Below are 21,212 nucleotides of genomic sequence, written 5' to 3' on the forward strand. Positions count from 1 at the left end.
GGTCCGGACCATGTTCAACGAAGCCACCAAGGCCCTCCTCGACGGCACCAACTACCCCGTCGTCGCCACCACGAACGCCGACGGCTCGCCGCAGACCTCCGTCGTCTGGGCCAAGCGGGACGGCGACACCGTCGTCTTCGTGACCGTCCAGGGCCGGCGCAAGGAGCGCAACATCCGGCGCGATCCGCGCGTCTCGCTCTCCGTCTTCGACCTGGCCGATCCCGAGAACTACGTCGAGATCCGCGGGCGCGCCGAGGTCACCGTCGAAGGCGGTGCCGAGCTGAACGACGAACTGGCCCGCAAGTACACCGGCACCGAGTTCCCGCCCGAGCCGCCGGAGGTCGTGCGCGTGCTCGTGCGGCTTGTTCCCGAACACATCACAGGGCATTCGGCCTGATGATCCCGTTAGGCTGAAACCCATGACGATCAGCGCGGTGTTGTTCGACTTCTCCGGCACGTTGTTCCGGCTCGAGCAGGACGAGTCCTGGCTCACCGAACTGACGAACCACGATGGCGAGCCGCTCGACATCGAGGCGCAGGCCGAGCTGATGCGCCGGATGACCGCGCCCGTCGGGCAGGTCGTCGAGCTCGACGCCGAGCACGTGCACGCCTGGCACAACCGCGACCGCGACCCCGGGCTGCACCGGAAGGTCTACCTCGAGGTCCTCAAGAAGTCCGGCGTCCCGCACGCCGACCAGGCCGAAGCCCTCTACAACCGGCTGATCACGCCGAGCCAGTGGACGCCGTACCCGGACACCGAGGCCGCGCTCAAGGCCGCCTCCGAAGCCGGGCTCAAGGTGGGCGTGCTGAGCAACATCGCCTTCGACATCCGGCCGGCCTTCACCGCCCGCGGGTGGGACGCCTACGTCGACGAGTTCGTGCTGTCGTTCGAGGTCGGCGCCATCAAGCCGGAGCTGGAGATCTTCCGCAAGGCCGTGCAGGCGCTCGGCGTCCCGGCCACCGAGACGCTGATGGTCGGCGACAGCGAGGAGGCCGACGGCGGCGCCCGCGCGCTCGGCTGCGAGTTCGCGCTGGTCGACCCGCTGCCCACGGTCGACCGGCCGGACGCCCTGCTCACGGCCCTGCGCACCCACGGCGTCGCCTAACCGCCTGCGACCTCGCTCACGCCTACCCCGTACCCTTTGAGGGTGGCCCTTCACCTTTTCGACACAGCGACCCGGAGCGTGCGGGAGTTCCACCCCGTCCGTAGCGGAACGGCGTCGATCTACGTGTGTGGTGCCACCGTGCAGGGCGTTCCGCACATCGGGCACGTCCGCGGCGTCCTGAACTACGACGTCCTGCGCCGCTGGCTCGTCCACAGTGGACTGGACGTGCTGCTGGTCCGCAACGTCACCGACATCGACGACAAGATCCTCACCAAGGCCGCCGAAGCCGGCCGGCCGTGGTGGGAGTGGGGCGCGACGCACGAGCGCGCCTTCGAAACCGCGTACGAGCAGCTGGGCTGCCTGCCGCCGTCGGTCAACCCGCGCGCGACCGGGCACGTCACCCAGATGATCGAGCTGATGGAACGCCTCATCGAGAGCGGCCACGGCTACGTCGCGGACGGCGACGTCTACTTCTCGGTCAAGTCGTTCGACGAGTACGGCAAGCTGTCCGGCCAGGTGCTGGAGGACGTCCAGCAGGGCGAGACGCCGACCCGCGGCAAGCGCGACCCGCGCGACTTCACCATGTGGAAGAGCGCGAAGCCGGGCGAGCCGTCGTGGCCGACGCCGTGGGGCAACGGTCGGCCGGGCTGGCACCTGGAGTGCTCGGCGATGGCGACGTCGTACCTCGGCGCGGAGTTCGACATCCACGGCGGCGGCATCGACCTGGTCTTCCCGCACCACGAGAACGAGCGCGCCCAGTCGAACGCGGCCGGCGACGCCTTCGCGCGGTTCTGGCTGCACAACGCCTGGGTGACCATGTCGGGCGAGAAGATGTCGAAGTCGCTCGGCAACACCGTGTCGATCCCGTCGATGCTGGAGCGCTACCGCGCGCCGGAGCTGCGCTACTACCTCGTGCAGCCGCACTACCGGTCGACGATCGAGTACTCCGAAGGCGCGCTGTCCGAAGCCGCGCAGGGCTACCGGCGGATCGAGACGTTCCTGCGTCGCGCCGCGCAGTCCGGCGAGGTGACGCTGGGCACGATCCCGGAGGCGTTCGCGAACGCGCTCAACGACGACCTGGCCACCCCGCAGGCGTTCGCCGTGGTGCACAACACGGTGCGCGACGGTAACGCCGCGCTCGACGCGGGCGACACCTCCAAGGCACTCGAATTCGCCGCGGCCGTCCGCGCGATGACCGAGGTGCTGGGCCTCGACCCGCTGTCCGCGCGCTGGTCGGAGGCGGGCGGTTCCGACTCGCCCACCAAGGACGCGCTGTCCCGGATCGTCGAAGGGCTTCTGGCCGAGCGCCAGCAGGCCCGCGCCGAGAAGGACTTCGCCCGCGCGGACGCCGCCCGTGACCGCCTCCAGCAGGCGGGCATCGTGGTGGAGGACACCCCCAACGGTCCTCAGTGGACAGTCAAGTCCGACTGATCCCGTTACAAAGCAAGGAACTTTCACCATGGCAGGCAACTCGCGGCGCCAGGGCGCGATCCGCAAGACGGGCACCAAGAAGGGTGCCGTCGTCGGCTCGGGCGGTCAGCGCCGCAAGGCCCTCGAGGGCAAGGGCCCGACCCCGAAGGCGGAGGACCGCCCCGGGCACAAGGCCTACCGCCAGAACAACGCCCAGGCCAAGCGCGACCAGGCGCGGCAGAAGAAGGCCGACAAGCCGGAGCTGATCGCCGGGCGCAACCCGGTGGTCGAGGCGCTGCGCGCGGGCGTCCCCGCGACCGCGTTGTACGTCGCGCTGAACATCGAGATCGACGACCGCGTGAACGACGCCGTCCGGCTGGCCGGCGACAAGGGCATCTCGATCCTGGAGATCCCGCGCGAGGAGCTGGACCGCAAGACGAACCGGGCCGTGCACCAGGGCTTGGGCCTGCAGGTCCCGCCGTTCGAGTACGCCCACCCGGACGACCTGATGGCGGCGGCGCGCAACTCGGGCGAGGTGCCCCTGTTCGTCGCGCTCGACGGCGTCACCGACCCGCGGAACCTGGGCGCGATGATCCGCTCGGCGGCCGCGTTCGGCGCCCACGGCGTGCTGCTGCCGGAGCGGCGCAGCGCGGGCATGACGGCGGTGGCGTGGCGCACGAGCGCGGGCACGGCGGCGAAGCTGCCGATCGCGGTCGCGACCAACCTGACCCGCCAGCTCAAGTCGTGGGCGAACGACGGCCTGATGCTGGTCGGCCTGGACGCGGACGGCTCGGTGGAGATCGACGACCTCAACCTGGCCGCCGATCCGCTGGTGATCGTGCTGGGCTCGGAGGGCCGTGGCCTGTCGCGCCTGGTCCGCGAGACGTGCGACGCCACGGTGTCGATCCCGATGGCGGCGGGCGTGGAGTCGCTCAACGCGTCGGTGGCGGCGGGCGTGCTGCTGGCCGAGGTGGCGCGACGCCGCCGTGTCGCCGGTCGGGTCTGACACCACCACCCACTCGGGTTAAGGTCACCGTCGGATAACTCGAGGGGACCCGATGTCGTTCGTTTCGCCACTGTTCCTGTGGTACTTCATGCCGGCGGTGCTCATCGCCGTGCTGGTGTGCCCGCGGACGTGGCGGAACGGCATCATCGCGGTCGGCAGCCTGCTGTTCTACACGATCGGCGCCGGCGCGTTCGTGTTCCTGCTGCTCGGCTGCATGGTCGTCAACTTCCTGGCCGGCCCGCTGCTGGCACCGGACCCGTTCGACATCAACGGCGCCCGGCGGCGCAAGATCCTCATCGCGGTGGTGTCGCTCGACGTCACGGTGCTGCTGATCTGGAAGTACGCCGGGTTCGCGACCCAGCAGATCGCGGCGGTCGCGCACTGGTTCGGCGGCAGTGTGCCGGTGGCGAGCCTGGTGGTGCCGATCGGCATCTCGTTCTACACGTTCCACCACATTTCGTACGTGGTCGACATCTACCGAGGCGAGCGCCAGGCGCTGCGCAACCCGGTGTCGTTCGCCGCGTACATCGCGATGTTCCCGCAGCTGGTGGCGGGCCCGATCGTGCGTTATCGGGAGATCGCGGACCAGCTGCCCCAGCTGCGCTCCCACCGCCTCGACGACCTCGCGGCGGGCTTCCCCAGGTTCGCGCTCGGCCTGTGCAAGAAGACGATCATCGCCGACTCCCTGAGCCCGTTGGTCGAGGCGTGTTTCAAGGTGCCACCCGACCAGATGACGTTCGCAACAGCCTGGCTGGGCGCGATCGGCTACACCCTCCAGCTGTTCTTCGACTTCTCGGGCTATTCGGACATGGCGATCGGCTTGGGCCGCATGCTGGGCTTCAGGCTGCCGGAGAACTTCGCGAGGCCGTACTCGTCGGTGACGATCACGGAGTTCTGGCGCCGCTGGCACATGAGCCTGAGCCGCTGGTTCCGCGACTACGTGTACATCCCTCTGGGCGGCAACAGGAACGGAGCCGCCCACACGTATCGCAACTTGTGCATAGTGTTCGTCCTGACGGGCTTCTGGCACGGCGCGCAGTGGACGTTCCTGGTGTGGGGCTGCTACCACGGAGCGCTCCTGGTGATCGAGCGCAGGTTCGGCCTGGACCTGGACCCGGCGGTGAGGTGGAAGCGCTACCTGCGCAGGGCGTTGACGATGCTCCTGGTGGTGTTCGGCTGGGTGTTCTTCAGATCACCGGACCTGGGCCACGCACTGTCGATGATCGGCCACATGCTGATCCCCGACTTCGACGGCCTGGGAGCAGGAGTCGAGGAGGCGTTCACGAACCAGCGCCTGGTCCTCCTCCTGGCCGCACTGGCAGTGTTCCTGCTACCGGCCCACCCGGTGACCGGGCCCCTGCTGGAGTCGTCCCGAAGCAAGCCGGCGACGGCGCTACGCATCGGAGTGATGACGGTAGGGCTGCTGTACGCGGCAATCCTGATAGCGACAGGAACATTCAGCCCGTTCTTGTACTACCAGTTCTGACGAACGCGGCAGTTCCCAAGACCCGACAACCATGATCAGCGACAATCCCCCTATGACCGAGCCCCCCGACCTGGCCAAACTCCCCGGCGTAATCCCGTACGTCGACCACCACACCGGCCCCCGCCGCCTGCTGGCGGTGGAAATCCCCCACCTGGGCCACACGGTCCGCGCGTACGCCCCCATAGCCAGCATCGACGGCCGCCAGTACATCGTCTCCTGGGGGTCGGTCTCGTTCGAGATCCCCGCCGACCGGAACGTCCACGTGAGCGTCCACCTCCAGACCAACAGCGGCCGCGACTACACGATCACCCCGTTCGCCTCGACGATCCTGCCGCCCCACCCCGCGCCGATGCGGCTCGTAGCGCAATTCGCGCCCAGCCACGGCCCCGAAGGCACGCTGGTCCCCATCGCCTGATGCTCGCGACGAGATTCCTCTTCCTCACCCGCCACGGCGAAGCCGGCCCGAACGGCACGCTCACCGAAGCCGGTCAGCGCCAGGCGGTCCTGCTGGGCCGACGCCTACGCGACGTCCCCGTCACGGCCGTCCACCACGGCCCGCTCCCCCGAGCGACCCAGACCGCCCAGCTCATCGCCGCCCAGCTGCCCGGAGTCGCGGTCCACGAAGAAAGCGCGGCCGGCGACTTCGTCCCCTACCTGCCCAGGCGCGAGGAACTCCCCGAGACCTCCGGAGACCTCCTGCTGGCCTTCGCCCGCCAACACCCGCCGGCCGACGAAGAACTCGCGGCCGAGGCCGAGCGGCGGTTCACCGGACCCGTCCCCGCCGCCGAGCCGCGGTACGACGTCGTCGTCACGCACAACTTCCTCGTCGGCTGGCTCGTGAGCGCTTCGCAGGACGCGCCGCGGTGGCGGTGGCTCGCGCTCAACCACGCCAACGCCGGTCTCACCGTCATCCGGTACTCGCCCGGACGGCCCGCGGCGCTGCTGACGTACAACGACCTCAGCCACCTTCCGGCCGAACTGCGCTGGACCGGCTTTCCGCCCGATTTCTACGTTCCGTAATCGGTGAACGCGGAGCGTTGCCGCCTCCGAAAATGACTCTCGCCCGAATGGCCGAGCCTGTCACGATGGCCGGATGAGTCCCGTTCCGTCGCCCACGTCCGTTCGGCTGAGCGACTACCTCGTCGCGGACGCCGTCGTCGATCACGAACACTCCGCCATCCGGGCGCGAGCCGAAGCTCTGGCGGCCGCGAGCGAAGATCCCGTCGAGCGCGCGAAAGCCGCTTTCCTCTTCGTCCGGGACGAGGTCGACCACGTGATCGACGCCGGCGACACCCGCGTCACGTGGCGGGCGTCGGACGTCCTGCGCGAGCGCGTCGGGATCTGCTACGCGAAGGCCCACCTGCTCGCCGCTTTGCTGCGCGCACAAGGGATCCCGGCCGGGTTCTGCTACCAGGAGCTCTCCGCGCTGCACGGGCTGAATGCCGTGTACCTGCACGGCGGGTGGGCCCGTCTCGACGCCCGCGGCAACCGCACGGGTGCCGGCGGGGAGTTTTCGCTCGGCGAGGAAAAACTGGCCTGGCCGGTGGACACCGCACGCGGCGAGCGCGATCACCCGGAGATCCACCCGGCGCCCGCACCGGTCGTCGTGGATTTCCTGATGACGGCCGAACCCGGTCCCGGCTGGTACGAAAAAGATCTCCCAGCCACGCTTTGAGGCAGTTTTCCGCGATTTTCGGAAACCTCGCGCACCTGGTTAATTATTGCCGAGAGTGACGTCTGTCCGTCATCCTTGTCCCCCGAACTTCTTATTTCGCACGTCCCGTCAGGCGCGTAAAGTGACTCCCCGCGCTCGAACAGACACTTTACGCATTCGTCCGTTCGGGTGGCTCGAGGGAGGTGAAGCAAGTGGCCGCGGAAGGCGGATCCCGCCGCCGTACCCCACTGCAGGAGATCTTCTGGACCAGGACGAGCTTGCTCCTCACGGTGCTCGTCGTCGTCGCCGGCCTCAGCCTGTGGCTCGCCGGCCTGATGGACCCCGGCACCGGGAAGAACCTGGTGACGTCGCTGGGCACCGGCACCCTGATCTCCGCGATCGTGGGGTTCGGCACCACCCTGATCACCGCCAGCGCTTCGCAGAAGGCGCTGGTGACCCCGGTGATCGAAGAAAGCCGGCGCGCGCTGGAGGACCTGAGCTCCGAATACCGCGCGCTGAACAAGGAGTTCTTCCCCACCGACGTGTTCGAGGCGACCACCGACCCCGATCCCGCGTTCAACCGAGCGCTGATGGCCGACCTCAACGCGACCCGGCAGTACTTCTTCCGCGGCTTTTCGGGGCGGCACGCGGCCGCCCGCCTGCTGCTTTCCCGCACGGAACGCGAACTGCGGGCCGTCATCGCCGATCCGCGTGACGCCAGCGCGATCAGCGGGCGCGCCCGCTACCTGCTGCGCCGCGAAGCCGGCGACGTCGACTCCGAACAGATCCAGACCCGGCTCGACGAAGAGATCCGGATCGGGCTCGTCGGCCTCTTCCTGGCGCGCAGCCGCTGCGCGCAGGTCGACATCACCGTGGTCGCCGACCCGCCGCTGGACCGGCTCGAGATGTTCGACGACAGCGTGTGGGTGTCGCTCTACAGCGACGTCCGCGGCGCCACGAAGCTGTACCCGCGGACCCTGCGGTTCACCGAAGGTTCCTTCCTCTACAACATGGAGCGCGCCGAGTTCGTGCGCGTCTCGCAGTCCCGGACCGGCCGCCACTTCCGCATCACGTCCGCCACCACGCGGACGGATTTCCTGGCGCTGTTCGAAAAGATCACCGGATCCCCCTTGTCCGAGGAGCAGTTCCACGAGCTGGAAAGCAAGTTCCACGCCTTCCGCGCGGAGTTCTCCGAAGTCGCCGAGCTAGGGAGCTGACCTTGCTCACCCGCCTGTCCCCCCTGTCCGAACTGGCCACGCGCCTGCGAACGGCCCGGTACCCGCTCGCCGCGGACTGGCGCGCCGTCGACGAGTGGTTCCGCCCGTGGGCCGCCCAGTCCGGCCTGCGCGAGGAACTGCGCTCGCAGCTTCGCGCGCTGTCCACCGCGGAAGCCGGGAAAGTGCTGCGCTCGTCCCGGGAAACGACGACCCACTTCGCCTGGTGCCTGCTCGATTCGCCGTCCGACCCGTTTTCCTTCTGGCTGCACGAATACAAGGCGCAGGAGGACTGGCGGGAGGGGTACGCGGATTCCGTGCACAACCACAGGTACCACTTCTGCACCACCATTCTCCGGGGTGACTACCGCCACGAGAGGTACGAGACGACGATCGAAGCCGGCACCGGCTTGATCAGTTCCGCGCGACGGCGGCGCAGCACCGTGTGCCGGGCCGGCACCAGCATCACCATGCTGGCCGACGAGTTCCACCGCATCCCCGAAGCGGCCGACGGCACGATGACTTTCCTCGTGAAATCACGCCCGGTGAGCAGTTTCAGCCTTTCTTTCGATCCCGCCACGGGAATCGGCCATCGTCACGTTCCGGTAGAGGTCCGATTGGGGGAATTGGCCGACCGCATCTAGCTACACACCGGCGTCAGCGGCGCTTACCATTACTCCACCCGTCTGAACACCACGGCCGGGATCGGAGAGGTGTATGCGCACGCAGGAAAGCACGATCGACCATGTGATCATCGACGCCGTCGAAAACCGGGTTCACCGGCTGTGCCGCCGATATGCCGAACGGCTGCAGTTCCACGGCTGGCACCACGTGAGCTTCGTCCGCGCGAAGGCGGCCGGTTTCGCCGAGCACAACGGGGCGGACCGCGCCGTCGTCGAGGTCGCGGCACTGGTGCACGACGTCAACTACCTGGTGCTCCGCAACTCGCCCGCGGCGGCGGGCCGGAGCCTGCGGCTGGAGATCCTCGCGGAGTGCGAGGTCCCCCCGCGAGTGGCGCGCTGGATCGACGCGATCGTCGACGAAGCCGAAATGGCCACCCGCGGCCGCGACATTTCGCTGGAGGCGCAGGCCCTGAGCGACGCGGACACGCTGTTCAAGGCGCTGCCGGTGACGCCGGTGGTGCTCGCGCACCGGTACCTGCGCGAGAACGGGCTGAGCCTGCGCGAGCTGGCGCACAAGATCGTCGGCGAGCAGTGCGACGTCCACGACGAGGGGTACTACTTCTACAACCCCGAGGCGGCGGCGACGTACTCGCGCTGGGCGACGGCGAACCTCCAGCTGTGGCAGTGCATCAAGGAAGCGGTCGACGACCCGACGGTGGCGGAGCTGCTGGAAGCGGTCCACGCCGTCGACGCGATGGCGTCCTAGTTCTGGCCGTAGCCGCGCAGCCGGTCGACGACCTTGGCCACCTCGGGCGGCGGCAGCAGGCTCGGCCGGCCGGCGCTCTGCGCGAGCAGCCACACCCGGCAGGCCCACTCGAGCTGCTGGGCCCGGTGGTAGGCGGCTTCGAGGCCGTCGCCGTAGGTGAGGGTGCCGTGGTTGGCCATCAGGCAGCCGCGGCGCCCCTCCAGGGCCTCGAGGACGGCCGCCGCGAGCTCGGGGGTGCCGTAGGTGGCGTAGCGCGCGACGCGCACCGAGGGGCCGATCGTGGCGACGATGTAGTGGATCGGCGGCACCTCGCGCACGAGCGTCGAAACGGCGGTGGCGTGCGGCGAGTGCGTGTGGACGACGGCGGTGACGGGCTCGCGGTCGGGATCGCGCACGTCCCAGTAGACGGACAGGTGCACGGGCAGCTCACTGGTCGGCGTGAGCGAGCCGTCGACGACCTGGCCCCCGAGATCGACGACGACGACATCGGCCGGGTTCATGCTGGAGTAGGGCACGCCGGTCGGGGTGACGGCGACGAGATCCCCGGCCCGCACGGAGACGTTCCCGGAGGTACCGACGACCAGGCCGTCCCCGACCATCCGGCGCGCATAGGCGCAGACGGCGGCCCGCTCGGTCTCGAGGATCATGCGTGGGTCCCGTCTCGTGGGTGATCAAGCAGCTGCAGTGCAGACTGCCAGCCACCGACGAGCTTCGGCCACCTACCCGGCCGGGGGATTTGTGTGAGTTTGGCCCGGCGCCTCCCGAGGATCCGGGAGGCGCCGGCGTCTGGGTGGAGCGTCAGGCCTTCGCGGGAGCGGCGGGAGCCTTCGCGGCAGGAGCAGGGGCTGACGCCGGAGCCGGCGTCGGCTTCCGGTCCCCGTTCGCGGTGGCGGGAGCTTCCTCCACCGGCGCCAGCAGCCGCATGGCCTCCTGGACCGCCACATCCGTCGCCGCGATCCGCTCGGCGACCTTCGTCCGCAGGTCCAGCGCCAGCTTCCGGTTCTGATCCGCCGTCGCCTGCTGCGACCGGGCCGACGCCAGCGCCGCCTCGGTCTCCTGCTTCTTCCGGGCGTTTTCCTCGTCGAACGCCTTCTTCCGCGCGGCCAGCTCCTCCGCGGCCTTGCGGTCCGCCGCGGCGCGAGCCTCCGCCGCCGCGGCCTCCGCCGCCGCGTCCGCTTCCTTGCGCGCCCGCTCGGCCGCCGCCGCCAGCTCGACCCTCTTCGCGCCCGCCGCCGCGTTCAGCTTCTCGATCTCGCCCTTCGCCTCGGACCGCAGGCGCGCGCGCTCTTCCTCCGCGTCCTTCGCCAGCTTGTCGGCCGTGCGGCGGGTCTCGTGCGCGTACTTGTCGGCCTGGTCGCGGGTCGACGCCGCGTCCGCCTCCGCCGCCGAGCGGAGGTCGGCGATCTCCTCCTCGGCCAGCTGCATCATCATCCGGACGCGCTCGGCCATGGCGCCGGCGCCGGACGGGCTCGAGCTCATCCTGGCCAGGGCGGCCTTCGTCTCGGCCAGCTCCTTCTGCGCATACGCGAGAGCCTTGGAGAGGTCCGACGACGTCGCGACGGCTTCGTCGCGGCTGCGGGACGTCTCACGCAGGTTCTTGCTCAGCTCGGCGACGCGTTCGTCGACCTGACGCTGGTTGTAGCCGCGGACACCCACGGCGAACTGGGCGGTCTTCGGGGCGGAGTGGGGCTTCTCGGGCGCGACCATCGGGCCACCTTAATGAGCAAGGGACCTTCAGGACGTACCGCCAAACGGATGCATCACGAATTTGGGAACCCCCGGTAACACATGGCATCCTGACGTCCGTTGACCAGCGGTTGACGCGAGGAGGCCACTGTGGACATACAGGCAGTCCTCGCGGACATCGGCGAGCACTGGCACGTCTACGCCACCATGCCGCTCATCGCCGCCCTGATCGGCTACCTCACCAAGCGCGTCGCCATCGAGATGATGTTCCGGCCCCTCGAGTTCCGCGGCATCAGGCCGTTCCTCGGCTGGCAGGGCGTGATCCCGGCGAACGCGCGGCGGATGGCCACCACCGCCGTCGATCTGCTGACCCGCAACCTCGTCGACCCGCAGGAGATCTTCTCGCGGCTCGACCCGGAGGAAATGGTCAAAGAGCTCGAAGCGCCCCTGCTCAAGGCCGTCGAAGACGTCACGCGGGAGGTCATGGAGACCTACCAGCCACGGCTCTGGGAGCTGCTGCCCGCGCGAACGCAGCGCATGCTCGTCGACCAGGTCCGCGCGCAGGCCCCCGAGGTCGTCAAGCGGCTGCTGCGGGAGGTCTCGACCAACATCGACGACGTCCTCGACGTCAACGACATGCTGATCGGCGCGATGGTCCGCGACAAGTCGCTGACGTGCCGGCTGATCCGCGAGGTCGCCGCGCCCGAGTTCAAGTTCATCGCGCGCTCGGGCATCTGGTTCGGGTTCGTGATCGGGCTCGTCCAGTTCGTCGCCTGGGCGCTGACGAAGGAGCCGCTGATCATGCCGATCTTCGGTTTCGTCACGGGCTTCGTCACGGACTGGCTGGCCCTCAAGATGATCTTCTACCCGCGCGAGCCCCGCGGGTTCGGCTTCTTCCGCTGGCAGGGCATGTTCCAGAAACGCCGTCAGGAGGTCGCCGCCGACTACGGCGCGCTGATCGCCGACGAGGTCCTGACCGTGCGGAACGTGATGGAGGCCGTGCTCACCGGTCCGCGCGCGGACAAGCTGTTCGCGCTGGTCACTCGCGAGGTGCAGCGCACGATCGACGCGCAGGCGAGCATCGCCAAGCCGCTGGTCGCGCTGACCATGGGCGGCAAGCAGTACCAGGAGATGAAGCGCGCGGCCGCCGAGAAGGCCATCGCCTACCTCCCCGAAACGGTGAAACACGTCGAGAGCTACGCGACCGGCGCGCTCGACGTCCGCAACACGATCGTCGAAAAGATGCAGCAGCTGACGCCGCTCGAGTTCGAAGGCATCCTGCGTCCGGCCTTCAAGCAGGACGAATGGAAGCTCATCGCGGTCGGCGCGGTGATCGGCGGGCTGGTGGGTGAACTCCAGGTGCTGCTCCTGCTGCACTGATCACGGGCCGATAGCGTGCGCGGGTGGACTTCGGCACGCACTGGCAGGTGTACGTCACCATGCCGTTCATCGCGGCGCTGATCGGCTACGTCACCAAGCGCGTCGCCATCGAGATGATGTTCAAGCCGGTGGAGTTCGTCGGCGTCAAGCCGTTCCTCGGCTGGCAGGGTGTGCTGCCGGCGAACGCCGAACGCATGGCCGCGACGGCCACCACGATGCTGACGACGAACCTCGTCGACCCCAAGGAGATCTTCGCCCGGCTCGACCCGGAGCAGGTCGCGAAGGAGATCGAGCAGCCGCTGCTGCGGGTCGTCGAGGAGGTCACCCGCGAAGTCATGGAGACCTACCAGCCGCGGCTGTGGGAGGTGCTGCCGAACGGCGCTCAGCAGCTGCTGCTCAAGCGCGTCCAGGCCGAGGCACCCAAGGCGATCACCAAGATCATGCGGGAGATCGCCGACAACATCGAGGACGTCCTCGACCTCCAGCACATGGTCGTGACGAACCTCGTCCGCGACAAGGCGCTGCTCAACCGGCTGATCCGCGACATCTCCCGCCCCGAGATGCGGTTCATCGCCCGCTCCGGGATCGGGTTCGGGTTCGTCCTCGGCTGCGTGCAGCTCGTGGTGTGGGCGCTGACGAAGTCGCCGATCGTGCTGCCGCTGTTCGGCCTCGGCATCGGCTGGCTCACCGACTGGCTGGCCCTGAAGATGATCTTCCTGCCGCGCGAGCCGCGCCGGTTCTTCGGGCTCTACACCTGGCAGGGCATCTTCCAGAAGCGCCGCGACCAGGTCGCCGCCGACTACGGCGACATGATCGCGCGCGAGATCATCACCATTCCCCACCTGCTGGAAGCGGTGCTGCGCGGGCCGAAGTCCGACAAGCTGTTCGCGATGATCACCCGCGAGGTGCAGAAGACGATCGACGCGCAGGCGAGCGTCGTCAAGCCGTTCGTCGCCATCGCCGTCGGGACGCGGAAGTTCCAGGAGATGAAGCAGACGGCGGCGGCGAAGGCCGCGGAGCGCGTCCCGGAGACGATCCGGTACGCCGAGAAGTACGCGATCAACGCGCTCGACGTGCGGAACACGATCGTCGACCGGATGAAGAAGCTGAGCGCGCTGGAGTTCGAGCAGCTGCTGCGGCCGGCGTTCCGGCAGGACGAGTGGAAGCTCATCGCGGTCGGCGCGGTGATCGGCGGGCTCGTCGGAGAACTGCAGGTGCTCGCGCTGCTCGGGTAGCCGGTACGGTTTCGCTCTCGGGTGTGCGAGGGAGGTCGGGATGGACGCTGTCCTGGACGACCTCGCCCTGCACTGGCCGCTGTACGCGGCGATGCCGTTCATCGCGGCGCTGATCGGGTACGTCACCAAGCGCGTCGCCATCGAGATGATGTTCCGGCCGCTGGACTTCCTCGGGATCCCGCCGCTGCTCGGCTGGCAGGGCGTCGTCCCGAAGCACGGCGGCCGGATGGCGGCGGTGGCGACCGAGCTGCTGACGGCGAACCTGCTCGACCTGCGCGAGGTGCTCGGCCGGATCGACCCGGTGATCATCACGAGCGAGCTGGAGCAGCCGCTGCTGCGCGCGGTCGACCACATCGCGCGCGAGGTCCTCGCCGAGCACCACCCGCGGCTGTGGGAGGTCATGCCGACACTGGCCCAGGAGATGCTGATCAAGCAGGTCCAGGCGTCGGCGCCGAAGCTGGTGCGCGAGTTCCTCGACGACGTCCGCGAGAACCTCGACGAGGTCCTCGACGTCCAGCACATGACGGTCCAGCGGCTGACGCGGGACAAGGCGCTGCTGGTCCGGCTGATCCGCGAGACGTCCCGCCCGGAGATGGCGTTCATCGCGCGGATGGGCATCTACTTCGGTTTCGGGCTCGGCCTGGTGCAGACGATCGTGTGGGCGTTCACGCGCGAGCCGTGGGTGCTCCCGGCGTTCGGCGGCGTGATCGGGCTGTGCACGGACTGGCTGGCGATCAAGCTGATCTTCGTCCCCCGCGAGCCGGTCCGCGTGGGGCGCGTGATCTTCCAGGGCAAGTTCCAGCGACGGCGCGCGGAGGTGGCGCGCCAGTACGGCGAGCTGATCGCGACCGAGGTCCTGACGGTCCAGAACCTCCTGGACGCGGTGCTGCGCGGCCCCCGCGCCGACCGGCTGGCGGCGCTGGTGGAGCAGATGGTGTCCTCGGCGGTGGACAGGCAGATGCCGTTGTCCTTCGCGGTGGGCGGCACGCGGCTGCGGGAGATGAAGCACGCGGCGGCGCGGAAGGCGCTGGAGCAGCTGCCGGACACGGCCCGGTACGCCGAGGGGTACCTGACCGAGGCGATGGACGTCGCGAAGATGATCGAGCAGCGGATGCTGGCGTTGACGCCGTTGGAGTTCGAGGGACTGCTGCGGCCGGCGTTCCGGCAGGACGAGTGGAAGCTCATCGCGGTCGGCGGGGTGATCGGGTTCGTGGTGGGTGAGCTGCAGGTCCTGCTGATGCTGGGTTAGGCCGCCGCGACGAGCGCCGGCTCCACCGCGCTCACCCGCGTCCGGCGGTCCCGCTGCCAGGCGATGATCCGGCAGATCACGTAGATCAAGAACGAAATCGCCGTCACGAACGCGCTCACCGGCAGCCCCGGGGCCAGGGACAGCACGATCCCGCCGATCGCCGCCACCTCGGCGAACACCACCGACAGCACCGTCGCCTTCCACGGTGACGCCGTCACGCGCGCGGCCGCCGCGGCGGGCGTCACCATCAGCGCCACCACCAGCAGCGAGCCGACCACCTTCACGCTCAACGCGGTCGAAACACCCACCAGCAGCGCGAACACCACGGTCAGCGTCTTGACGGGCACCCCGCGCGCCACCGCCACGTTCCGGTCCACCGAAGCGAACAGCAACGGCCGGTACACCACCGCCAGCACCGCCAGCACGACCACCGACGACACCACGAACAACGTCAGGTTCGTCGAGTCGATCGTGATGATCTGGCCCGTGAGAATGCCGAACTTGTTCCCGGACCGTCCTTTGTAGAACGACAGGAACAGCACGCCCATGCCGAGCCCGAACGACAGGATCACGCCGATCACCGAGTCGCGGTCCGCGTCACGCGCGCCGAGGATGCCCAGCAGCAGGGCCGCCACCACCGCGCCGATCAGCGCGCCGTACTCGACGCCGATGCCGAGCAGCAGGGCCGCCGCGCCGCCGGTGAACGCCAGCTCGGACGTCCCGTGCACCGCGAACGACATCCGCCGCATCACGATCAGCGGACCGAGCACCCCCGCCACCAGGCCGAGGATCGCGGCCGCGAGCAGCGCCGTCTGGACTCCGTCCAGCTCGGTGATCAGCTCCCACGTCTTGCCGAAGTCGAACAGGTCCAAGACTCAGCCCACTTGTTCTTCGAGGTCGTGTTCGTGGTGGTGCGGCTCGTCCTCGCACAACGCGCTCTGCGCGCCCGCGATGTGGATCTGGCCGCCCACCTTCAGCACCTCGACGCGGGTGCCGTACAGCTCCGACAGCGTGCCGGTGGTCATGACCTCGTCCGGCTTGCCGATCCGGAACGAGCCGTTGACCAGGTACAGCACCCGGTCGACGAACGGCAGCACCGGGTTGATCTCGTGCGTCACGAACAGCACCGCGGTCCCGGCCGTGCGCCGCCGGGAGTCGATCAGCTCGCTGATCGCGCGCTGGTGCGCGAGGTCCAGTGACAGCAGCGGCTCGTCGCAGAGCAGCACCTCGGGGTCGCCGACCAGGGCCTGCGCCACCCGCAGCCGCTGCTGCTCGCCGCCGGACAACCGCCCGACGGGCTGCTTCGCAAACCGAGTCGCACCCACCGCTTCGATGGCTTCGGAAACCCGGCGGCGACGCGCGGCCATGCCGAACAGGCCGGGGCCCCAGCGGTGGCCGTCGAGGCCCAGCCCGACCAGGTCGACGCCGCGCAGCGTCAGCGACTCGTCGATCGCGCGCTGCTGCGGGATGTAGCCGACCTTGCGGTTCGCGCCGCCCGGGCGGCCGCCGGCGATCTCGACCGTGCCCGCCGACAGGCCCTGCATGCCGAGCAGCGCCTTGAGCAGGCTGCTCTTGCCGGAGCCGTTGGGGCCGAGCACGGCGAGGAACTCGCCCGGCTCGACGACGAGGTCCAGCCCCGACCAGAGGGTCCGGGGACCGAACGCGAGCCCCGCCCCGCGGACCCGGACCGCGGGGCGTACGTCGTCGGAGACGGAGAGAGGAGGCATGGCTACTTCAACGCTCCTGCCAGCGCGTCTACTTCCCCGGTCATCCAGCCAATGTAGTCGGTCACACCCTGCGGCAGCGTCTCGGTCACGTCGACGACGCCGATCCCGGCGGCCTTCGCCTGGCCGACGACGTCCTGGGTCAGCGGCGTGACCGTCTGCGCGTTGTTGATCAGCGCCTTCACCTGCTTGGTGGCGATGAGCTGCTTGTACTCGTTGACCGCGCCGGCCGGGACGTCGGTGTCGTTCTCGACGGCGTCCGAGAAGGCCTTCGGCGTCGCGTCCGTCAGCTTCGCGCTCTCGAGCAGGTAGTGCGCCACCGGCTCGGTGACGACGACCTTCGTGCCCGGGTGCGACGCGCCCAGCTCGCCGAGGCGCTTCTCCAGCGCGTCGACCTTCGCCTTGAACGCCGTCGCGTTGTCGGCGAACGCCTGCTTCGACGCCGGCTCCAGCTCCCCGAGCTGCGCCGCGACCTGGTCGGCGACCTTGTCGACGCCGGGCAGGTCGTACCAGACGTGCTCGTTCTCGTCGCCGGTCGCGGCGATGTCGTAGGCGACGAGCTTCTTCGCGTCGCCGGCCTGCGCGGTCAGCTTGTCGAAGAACTCGTCGTAGCCGCCGCCGTTGGACAGCAGCAGCTTCGCGTCCTTCGCCGCCAGCGCGTCGTCAGCCGTCGTCTCGTAGGAGTGCGGGTCGGCCGACGGGTCGTGGATGATCGACTTGACCTCCACCTTGTCGCCGCCGACGGCGTTCACGACGCTGCCCCAGACGTCCGTCGAGGCGACGACCTTGATCTTCCCCGAGCCGCCGGACTGCGAGCCGCCGTCGGAGCCGGACGTTCCACCGGAGCACCCGGCCAGGACGAGCACGGACAGGGCCGAAGCGGCGGCGAGCACGCTCCTGGTGCGGCGGGAACTCATCTCAAGGACTCCTGCAGACGCTAATGGAAACCGTTGTCAGATTCACCTTACCCCATCCGGATGACTTCCTGGCCATCCGCGCTCGGTTTGGTGTATGCGTCTTCGTGCATGCGGATCGAGACATCGACCACCCGGGGTGTCTCTTCATGAATTCCTTCTGAACCGTTACGGTTTGCTGATGGGACGTCCTATTCGCACCCGGAGGCAGGCGACGCTGGCGTCGCTCGCGGCGGAGCTCGGTGTGTCCAGGACCACGGTGTCCAACGCCTACAACCGGCCGGACCAGCTGTCCCCTGAACTGCGGCGCCGCGTCCTCGAGACCGCCCGCCGCCTCGGCTACCCCGGTCCCGACCCCGTCGCCCGCTCGCTGCGCACCCGCCGGGCCGGTGCCGTCGGGCTGCTGCTCACCGAGAACCTCTCCTACGCTTTCCGCGACCCCGCCGCCGTCGGCGTGCTCGAAGGACTGGCCCTGGCCTGCGAAGACGCCGGTGTCGGCCTCCACCTGGTGCCGGCGAGCCCGGGCCGTGAGGACGTCGCCGCGGTGCACCGCGCGGGCGTCGACGGCTTCGTCGTCTACTCCGTGCCCGACGACGACCCGAGCCTGGCCGCCGTGCTGGAACGCCCGGTGCCGACGGTGATCATCGACCAGCCGAGCATCGAGGGCATCGACCGCGTCGGCCCGGACGACGCCGCCGCCGTCGGCAAGATCGCCGAGCACCTGGTCGGCCTCGGCCACCGGCAGGTCGGCGTGATCTGCATGCGGCTGGCCCGCGAGCGCAACGACGACTTCGTCTCCCCGGCGCGCCAGAGCGGCGCGCACTTCCACGTCCAGCGCACCCGGCTCGAAGCCCTCGCGGTGGCGTTTTCGGCGGCCGGCGTCGACTGGGCCGGTGTCCCGGTGGTCGAGCGCTTCGACCACACGGTGGACGACGGCGCGTCCGCGGCCCGCCAGCTCCTGGACGCGTACCCGCAGATCACGGCCGTGATCTGCACCTCGGACATCCTCGCGCTCGGCGCCATGGCCGAGGCCGACCGGCGGGGGCTGCGGGTGCCGCAGGACCTGACCGTCACCGGTTTCGACGGCATCTCGGAGGCCGAGCGGATCGGGCTCACCACCGTGCACCAGCCGGTGCTCGAGAAGGGCAAGACGGCGGGCCGGCTGCTGCTCAGCTCGGGCGAGCGGAGCGCGCCGAAGGTCATCACGCTGCCGACCGAGCTGCGCATCGGGCGCACGTCCGCACCCCCTAGGACGGTCGAGGAGCCCTGGTTCGGGGGCTGACCCGTGACATAGCTCGTAGTGCATTGCCCGAAGGGGTACTCACCAGGTCAAATGGAGTGGCAAGCCCGCGTGGCGGGGCCACTGGCCGGAAGGTGACCGATGACCTCGATCGACGTACTGCTCAAGCGCAACCAGGAACTGGGCGAAGTGACGCCGGGCGACCGGTCGTCGGCCAAGCCGTCGCTGCAGGTCGCCGTCCTGACCTGCATGGACGCCCGGATCCGGGTGTTCAAGCTCTTCGGGCTGCTGCAGGGTGAGTCGCACGTCCTGCGCAACGCGGGCGGCGTGGTGACCGACGACATGATCCGCTCGCTGGCCCTGTCCCAGCGCAAGCTGGGCACGCGCGAGGTCCTGATCGTCCAGCACACCGAGTGCGGCCTCTCGATGGTCACCGAGGACGACTTCAAGGACGAGCTCGAGGAAGCGACCGGGCTGCGGCCGACGTGGGCGGTGGAGGCGTTCCGCAACGTGGAGAACAGCGTCCGGACGTCGGTGGAGCGGGTGCGGCGGAGTGCTTACCTGCCGCACACGGAGAACGTCCGCGGCTTCGTCTACGACGTCAAGACCGGGAAGCTCACCGAGGTCAAGTAGGGCGTATCCCGGCGGGGTCCGCCGGACTCATGTCGGTATGCCCCTGACTCACCAGGTCCGGCCCGCAGTGAGCACGATCGCCGCGCTGGCCGGGCTGATTCTCGTCCTGGAGTCGTTCCAGCTCGGCCTGGGTGCGGGCGGGCACGCGGCTCAGGCCCGCGCGCCGGAGTTCCTCGCCTGGTCGACGTTCGCGTCGATCGGCGTGATCGGCTATGCGTTCGTGTTCCTGCGAACTGTGCGGCTGGTACGACCGCTCTCCCGGGCGTCACTCGTGATGTCGCTCGTCGCCTACCTGGCCGTCTGCGGAGTCGTGCTCTTCGCGCTGAGCGGCCACGGTCCGCCCGGCGGGCTCGAAACCGTGCGGCGGGTGATGCCGCCGCTGTACGCGGTGGCGGAGGTCGCCGCCGCGCCCTCGGTGCTCACCGTGTGGTTCGTGCACACCCGGCTACGGCAATTAGACACCGCTCTCCTGCGGGGGAAGCCGGGCGACGTCCTGGTCCAGGTCGTTTCGCTCAAGACCGAGCTCGGCCGGTGCCTGACCGCCCTGAGCTTCATCGCCTCGACCGGGTTGGTCAACACCGCGTTGCTGCGGAAGGCCTACCTGACCGAGGGCATGAAGCCCGAAGTGTTCCCGGCCACCACGGTGCTGCTCTACGGCGCCGGCGTGACGGCGATCGTCACCCTGATCTACGTCCCGGCTCATCTGCGGTGGCGCGACCACGCCGTCGCACTGGTAGAGGCGGTCTACCCCGTTCCCGCCGACGCGCGCCCGACCGAGGACTGGGCGGACGGGCGAGCGCGCCTGCGGGAGCTGGCCGGAGTCGACGCGCCTCTCACCAAGACCCTGGCGGCCGCGTTCGGGATTCTCGCACCGCTGGTCACGAGCCTGTTCGGCGTCCTGCTCCCCGGCCTGAAGGCCGGCTGACCGCCTGGGGTTAACCTCAGCGGCGTGGCTGTGGACGCTGACGTACTGCTCGACTGGTTCTCCGCGCACGGCCGGGACCTGCCCTGGCGCGAGCCGGAGTGCTCGGCCTGGGGCGTGCTCGTCAGCGAGATCATGCTGCAGCAGACGCCGGTCGCGCGCGTGCAGCCGATCTGGCACGAATGGATGGCGCGGTGGCCGGTTCCGTCCGCGCTGGCCGCGTCGTCGCAGGGTGAGGTCGTGCGGGCCTGGGGCAAGCTCGGCTACCCGCGGCGCGCCCTGCGGCTCCACGAAGCCGCCGGGGTGATCGCGCGCGACCACGGGGACGTCGTCCCGTCCGATGTGGACACCCTGCTCGCGCTGCCCGGGATCGGCGCCTACACCGCGCGCGCGGTCGCCGCGTTCGCCTACGGGCGGCGTGCGCCGGTCGTCGACACGAACGTGCGGCGCGTCGTCGCGCGGGCCGTGCACGGGGCCGGGGACGCCGGGCCCGCGTCGAACACGCGGGACATGAACGACGTCGAGGCCCTGCTGCCCGCCGAAGACGCGCCCGCCGCGAAGTTCTCCGCGGCGATCATGGAGCTCGGCGCGCTGATCTGCACCGCGCGAAGCCCGCGGTGCGCCGACTGCCCGGTCTACGACGAATGCGCGTGGCAGCTCGCCGGCCGCCCCGAGTACGCCGGCCCGGCCAAGCCCGTGCAGAAGTTCGCCGGCACCGACCGCCAGGTCCGCGGGCTGCTGCTCGACGTCCTGCGCGGTTCCGAGGGCCCGGTGGAGAAGGCCCGGCTCGACCTCGTGTGGCACGACGGCGGCCAGCGCGACCGCTGCCTGGACTCCCTGCTCGCCGACGGCCTGCTCGAACAGACCAGCGGCGGGCTCTTCGCACTGCCGGGCGAACACTAACGCGCTACAACAAAAGTTGGTCAATAGTTGTCATCGGCGCGCTGCGGAGCTACCTTTTCCG

The 21,212-nt window shown here is 69.5% G+C and carries 23 protein-coding genes; 18 read left to right on the top strand and 5 right to left on the bottom strand.

Features of this window, described 5'->3' with window-relative positions; genetic code table 11:
• Window positions 1-10 precede the first annotated feature (10 nt).
• The 11 genes from AA23TX_RS37415 (at window position 11) to AA23TX_RS37465 (ending at window position 9,265) form a co-directional block, all read left to right on the top strand.
• On the top strand, window positions 11-397 hold the full coding sequence (locus AA23TX_RS37415; RefSeq protein ID WP_155547726.1) for a PPOX class F420-dependent oxidoreductase: 387 nt from the start codon (window positions 11-13) through the stop codon (window positions 395-397).
• A gap of 22 nt (window positions 398-419) precedes the next feature.
• The gene (locus tag AA23TX_RS37420; protein WP_155547727.1) at window positions 420-1,106 is read left to right on the top strand and encodes an HAD family hydrolase; all 687 of its coding nucleotides are present in this window, start codon (window positions 420-422) and stop codon (window positions 1,104-1,106) included.
• Between the two features lie 42 nt (window positions 1,107-1,148).
• A complete protein-coding gene (gene cysS / locus AA23TX_RS37425) occupies window positions 1,149-2,537 on the top strand; it encodes a cysteine--tRNA ligase (protein WP_155547728.1) in 1,389 nt (462 codons plus the stop codon).
• A 28-nt stretch (window positions 2,538-2,565) separates the two neighbouring features.
• Window positions 2,566-3,522 (top strand): 23S rRNA (guanosine(2251)-2'-O)-methyltransferase RlmB, encoded by a 957-nt coding sequence (gene rlmB, locus AA23TX_RS37430; protein WP_155547729.1) that lies wholly within the window; start codon window positions 2,566-2,568, stop codon window positions 3,520-3,522.
• A 52-nt stretch (window positions 3,523-3,574) separates the two neighbouring features.
• A complete protein-coding gene (locus tag AA23TX_RS37435) occupies window positions 3,575-5,008 on the top strand; it encodes an MBOAT family O-acyltransferase (RefSeq protein WP_155547730.1) in 1,434 nt (477 codons plus the stop codon).
• A 52-nt stretch (window positions 5,009-5,060) separates the two neighbouring features.
• The gene (locus tag AA23TX_RS37440; protein WP_155547731.1) at window positions 5,061-5,423 is read left to right on the top strand and encodes a hypothetical protein; all 363 of its coding nucleotides are present in this window, start codon (window positions 5,061-5,063) and stop codon (window positions 5,421-5,423) included.
• Window positions 5,423-6,028 carry a histidine phosphatase family protein gene (locus tag AA23TX_RS37445; protein WP_155547732.1) on the top strand — a complete coding sequence of 202 codons (606 nt, stop codon included), beginning with the start codon at window positions 5,423-5,425 and terminating at the stop codon, window positions 6,026-6,028. Before AA23TX_RS37440 ends, AA23TX_RS37445 begins: the two co-directional genes overlap by 1 nt.
• Before the next feature lie 73 nt (window positions 6,029-6,101).
• Window positions 6,102-6,683, top strand: a complete 582-nt coding sequence (locus tag AA23TX_RS37450) for a transglutaminase domain-containing protein (protein WP_155547733.1) — start codon at window positions 6,102-6,104, stop codon at window positions 6,681-6,683.
• Between the two features lie 182 nt (window positions 6,684-6,865).
• Window positions 6,866-7,879 carry a hypothetical protein gene (locus AA23TX_RS37455; protein ID WP_196425757.1) on the top strand — a complete coding sequence of 338 codons (1,014 nt, stop codon included), beginning with the start codon at window positions 6,866-6,868 and terminating at the stop codon, window positions 7,877-7,879.
• A 2-nt stretch (window positions 7,880-7,881) separates the two neighbouring features.
• Window positions 7,882-8,520: a hypothetical protein gene (locus tag AA23TX_RS37460; protein ID WP_155547734.1), complete on the top strand. Its 639-nt coding sequence runs from the start codon at window positions 7,882-7,884 to the stop codon at window positions 8,518-8,520.
• Between the two features lie 73 nt (window positions 8,521-8,593).
• On the top strand, window positions 8,594-9,265 hold the full coding sequence (locus AA23TX_RS37465) for an HD domain-containing protein (protein ID WP_155547735.1): 672 nt from the start codon (window positions 8,594-8,596) through the stop codon (window positions 9,263-9,265).
• On the opposite strand, the gene AA23TX_RS37470 is transcribed toward AA23TX_RS37465, so the two are convergent.
• Window positions 9,262-9,912 carry a class II aldolase/adducin family protein gene (locus tag AA23TX_RS37470; protein WP_155547736.1) on the bottom strand — a complete coding sequence of 217 codons (651 nt, stop codon included), beginning with the start codon at window positions 9,910-9,912 and terminating at the stop codon, window positions 9,262-9,264. The two genes, AA23TX_RS37465 and AA23TX_RS37470, sit on opposite strands and share 4 nt — an antisense overlap.
• Window positions 9,913-10,063: 151 nt before the next feature.
• Entirely contained in the window at window positions 10,064-10,972 is a 909-nt protein-coding gene (locus tag AA23TX_RS37475) for a coiled-coil domain-containing protein (protein ID WP_155547737.1), read from the bottom strand.
• Between the two features lie 129 nt (window positions 10,973-11,101).
• On the opposite strand from AA23TX_RS37475, the gene AA23TX_RS37480 reads away from it, so the two are divergent.
• The 3 genes from AA23TX_RS37480 to AA23TX_RS37490 are packed head-to-tail and all read left to right on the top strand — an operon-like array spanning window position 11,102 to window position 14,815.
• A complete protein-coding gene (locus AA23TX_RS37480; RefSeq protein WP_155547738.1) occupies window positions 11,102-12,331 on the top strand; it encodes a DUF445 family protein in 1,230 nt (409 codons plus the stop codon).
• Window positions 12,332-12,390: 59 nt separating this feature from the next.
• The gene (locus AA23TX_RS37485; RefSeq protein ID WP_155549318.1) at window positions 12,391-13,566 is read left to right on the top strand and encodes a DUF445 domain-containing protein; all 1,176 of its coding nucleotides are present in this window, start codon (window positions 12,391-12,393) and stop codon (window positions 13,564-13,566) included.
• A 40-nt stretch (window positions 13,567-13,606) separates the two neighbouring features.
• On the top strand, window positions 13,607-14,815 hold the full coding sequence (locus tag AA23TX_RS37490) for a DUF445 domain-containing protein (protein ID WP_155547739.1): 1,209 nt from the start codon (window positions 13,607-13,609) through the stop codon (window positions 14,813-14,815).
• On the opposite strand, the gene AA23TX_RS37495 is transcribed toward AA23TX_RS37490, so the two are convergent.
• From AA23TX_RS37495 to AA23TX_RS37505, 3 genes are read right to left on the bottom strand one after another with little or no spacing between them, the layout of a single operon-like run.
• On the bottom strand, window positions 14,812-15,687 hold the full coding sequence (locus AA23TX_RS37495) for a metal ABC transporter permease (protein WP_155547740.1): 876 nt from the start codon (window positions 15,685-15,687) through the stop codon (window positions 14,812-14,814). The two genes, AA23TX_RS37490 and AA23TX_RS37495, sit on opposite strands and share 4 nt — an antisense overlap.
• A 3-nt stretch (window positions 15,688-15,690) precedes the next feature.
• Window positions 15,691-16,542 carry a metal ABC transporter ATP-binding protein gene (locus AA23TX_RS37500; RefSeq protein WP_155547741.1) on the bottom strand — a complete coding sequence of 284 codons (852 nt, stop codon included), beginning with the start codon at window positions 16,540-16,542 and terminating at the stop codon, window positions 15,691-15,693.
• 2 nt (window positions 16,543-16,544) lie between these two features.
• Complete coding sequence (locus AA23TX_RS37505) at window positions 16,545-17,456, bottom strand: metal ABC transporter solute-binding protein, Zn/Mn family (RefSeq protein ID WP_155547742.1); 912 nt, start codon at window positions 17,454-17,456, stop codon at window positions 16,545-16,547.
• A 178-nt stretch (window positions 17,457-17,634) separates the two neighbouring features.
• Here AA23TX_RS37505 and AA23TX_RS37510 point away from each other — a divergent pair, with 178 nt between their 5' ends.
• From AA23TX_RS37510 to AA23TX_RS37525, 4 genes are all read left to right on the top strand, one after another.
• On the top strand, window positions 17,635-18,735 hold the full coding sequence (locus AA23TX_RS37510) for a LacI family DNA-binding transcriptional regulator (RefSeq protein WP_155547743.1): 1,101 nt from the start codon (window positions 17,635-17,637) through the stop codon (window positions 18,733-18,735).
• Between the two features lie 99 nt (window positions 18,736-18,834).
• Window positions 18,835-19,326 carry a beta-class carbonic anhydrase gene (locus AA23TX_RS37515; RefSeq protein ID WP_155547744.1) on the top strand — a complete coding sequence of 164 codons (492 nt, stop codon included), beginning with the start codon at window positions 18,835-18,837 and terminating at the stop codon, window positions 19,324-19,326.
• 67 nt (window positions 19,327-19,393) lie between these two features.
• Window positions 19,394-20,251: a hypothetical protein gene (locus tag AA23TX_RS37520; protein WP_196425758.1), complete on the top strand. Its 858-nt coding sequence runs from the start codon at window positions 19,394-19,396 to the stop codon at window positions 20,249-20,251.
• 24 nt (window positions 20,252-20,275) lie between these two features.
• Window positions 20,276-21,151 (top strand): iron-sulfur binding domain-containing protein, encoded by an 876-nt coding sequence (locus tag AA23TX_RS37525; RefSeq protein WP_155547746.1) that lies wholly within the window; start codon window positions 20,276-20,278, stop codon window positions 21,149-21,151.
• Window positions 21,152-21,212 lie beyond the last annotated feature (61 nt).

Source organism: Amycolatopsis camponoti (assembly GCF_902497555.1).
Taxonomy (GTDB): domain Bacteria; phylum Actinomycetota; class Actinomycetes; order Mycobacteriales; family Pseudonocardiaceae; genus Amycolatopsis; species Amycolatopsis camponoti.

Coding starts and splice junctions, on each gene's coding strand:
- AA23TX_RS37470 (WP_155547736.1), bottom strand. CDS start 9,912: ATGATCCTCGAGACCGAGCGGGCCGCCGTCTGCGCCTATGCGCGCCGG.
- AA23TX_RS37465 (WP_155547735.1), top strand. CDS start 8,594: ATGCGCACGCAGGAAAGCACGATCGACCATGTGATCATCGACGCCGTC.
- AA23TX_RS37515 (WP_155547744.1), top strand. CDS start 18,835: ATGACCTCGATCGACGTACTGCTCAAGCGCAACCAGGAACTGGGCGAA.
- AA23TX_RS37415 (WP_155547726.1), top strand. CDS start 11: ATGTTCAACGAAGCCACCAAGGCCCTCCTCGACGGCACCAACTACCCC.
- AA23TX_RS37485 (WP_155549318.1), top strand. CDS start 12,391: ATGCCGTTCATCGCGGCGCTGATCGGCTACGTCACCAAGCGCGTCGCC.
- AA23TX_RS37440 (WP_155547731.1), top strand. CDS start 5,061: ATGACCGAGCCCCCCGACCTGGCCAAACTCCCCGGCGTAATCCCGTAC.
- AA23TX_RS37420 (WP_155547727.1), top strand. CDS start 420: ATGACGATCAGCGCGGTGTTGTTCGACTTCTCCGGCACGTTGTTCCGG.
- AA23TX_RS37500 (WP_155547741.1), bottom strand. CDS start 16,542: ATGCCTCCTCTCTCCGTCTCCGACGACGTACGCCCCGCGGTCCGGGTC.
- AA23TX_RS37450 (WP_155547733.1), top strand. CDS start 6,102: ATGAGTCCCGTTCCGTCGCCCACGTCCGTTCGGCTGAGCGACTACCTC.
- AA23TX_RS37490 (WP_155547739.1), top strand. CDS start 13,607: ATGGACGCTGTCCTGGACGACCTCGCCCTGCACTGGCCGCTGTACGCG.
- AA23TX_RS37475 (WP_155547737.1), bottom strand. CDS start 10,972: ATGGTCGCGCCCGAGAAGCCCCACTCCGCCCCGAAGACCGCCCAGTTC.
- AA23TX_RS37445 (WP_155547732.1), top strand. CDS start 5,423: ATGCTCGCGACGAGATTCCTCTTCCTCACCCGCCACGGCGAAGCCGGC.
- AA23TX_RS37510 (WP_155547743.1), top strand. CDS start 17,635: ATGGGACGTCCTATTCGCACCCGGAGGCAGGCGACGCTGGCGTCGCTC.
- rlmB (WP_155547729.1), top strand. CDS start 2,566: ATGGCAGGCAACTCGCGGCGCCAGGGCGCGATCCGCAAGACGGGCACC.
- AA23TX_RS37435 (WP_155547730.1), top strand. CDS start 3,575: ATGTCGTTCGTTTCGCCACTGTTCCTGTGGTACTTCATGCCGGCGGTG.
- AA23TX_RS37505 (WP_155547742.1), bottom strand. CDS start 17,456: ATGAGTTCCCGCCGCACCAGGAGCGTGCTCGCCGCCGCTTCGGCCCTG.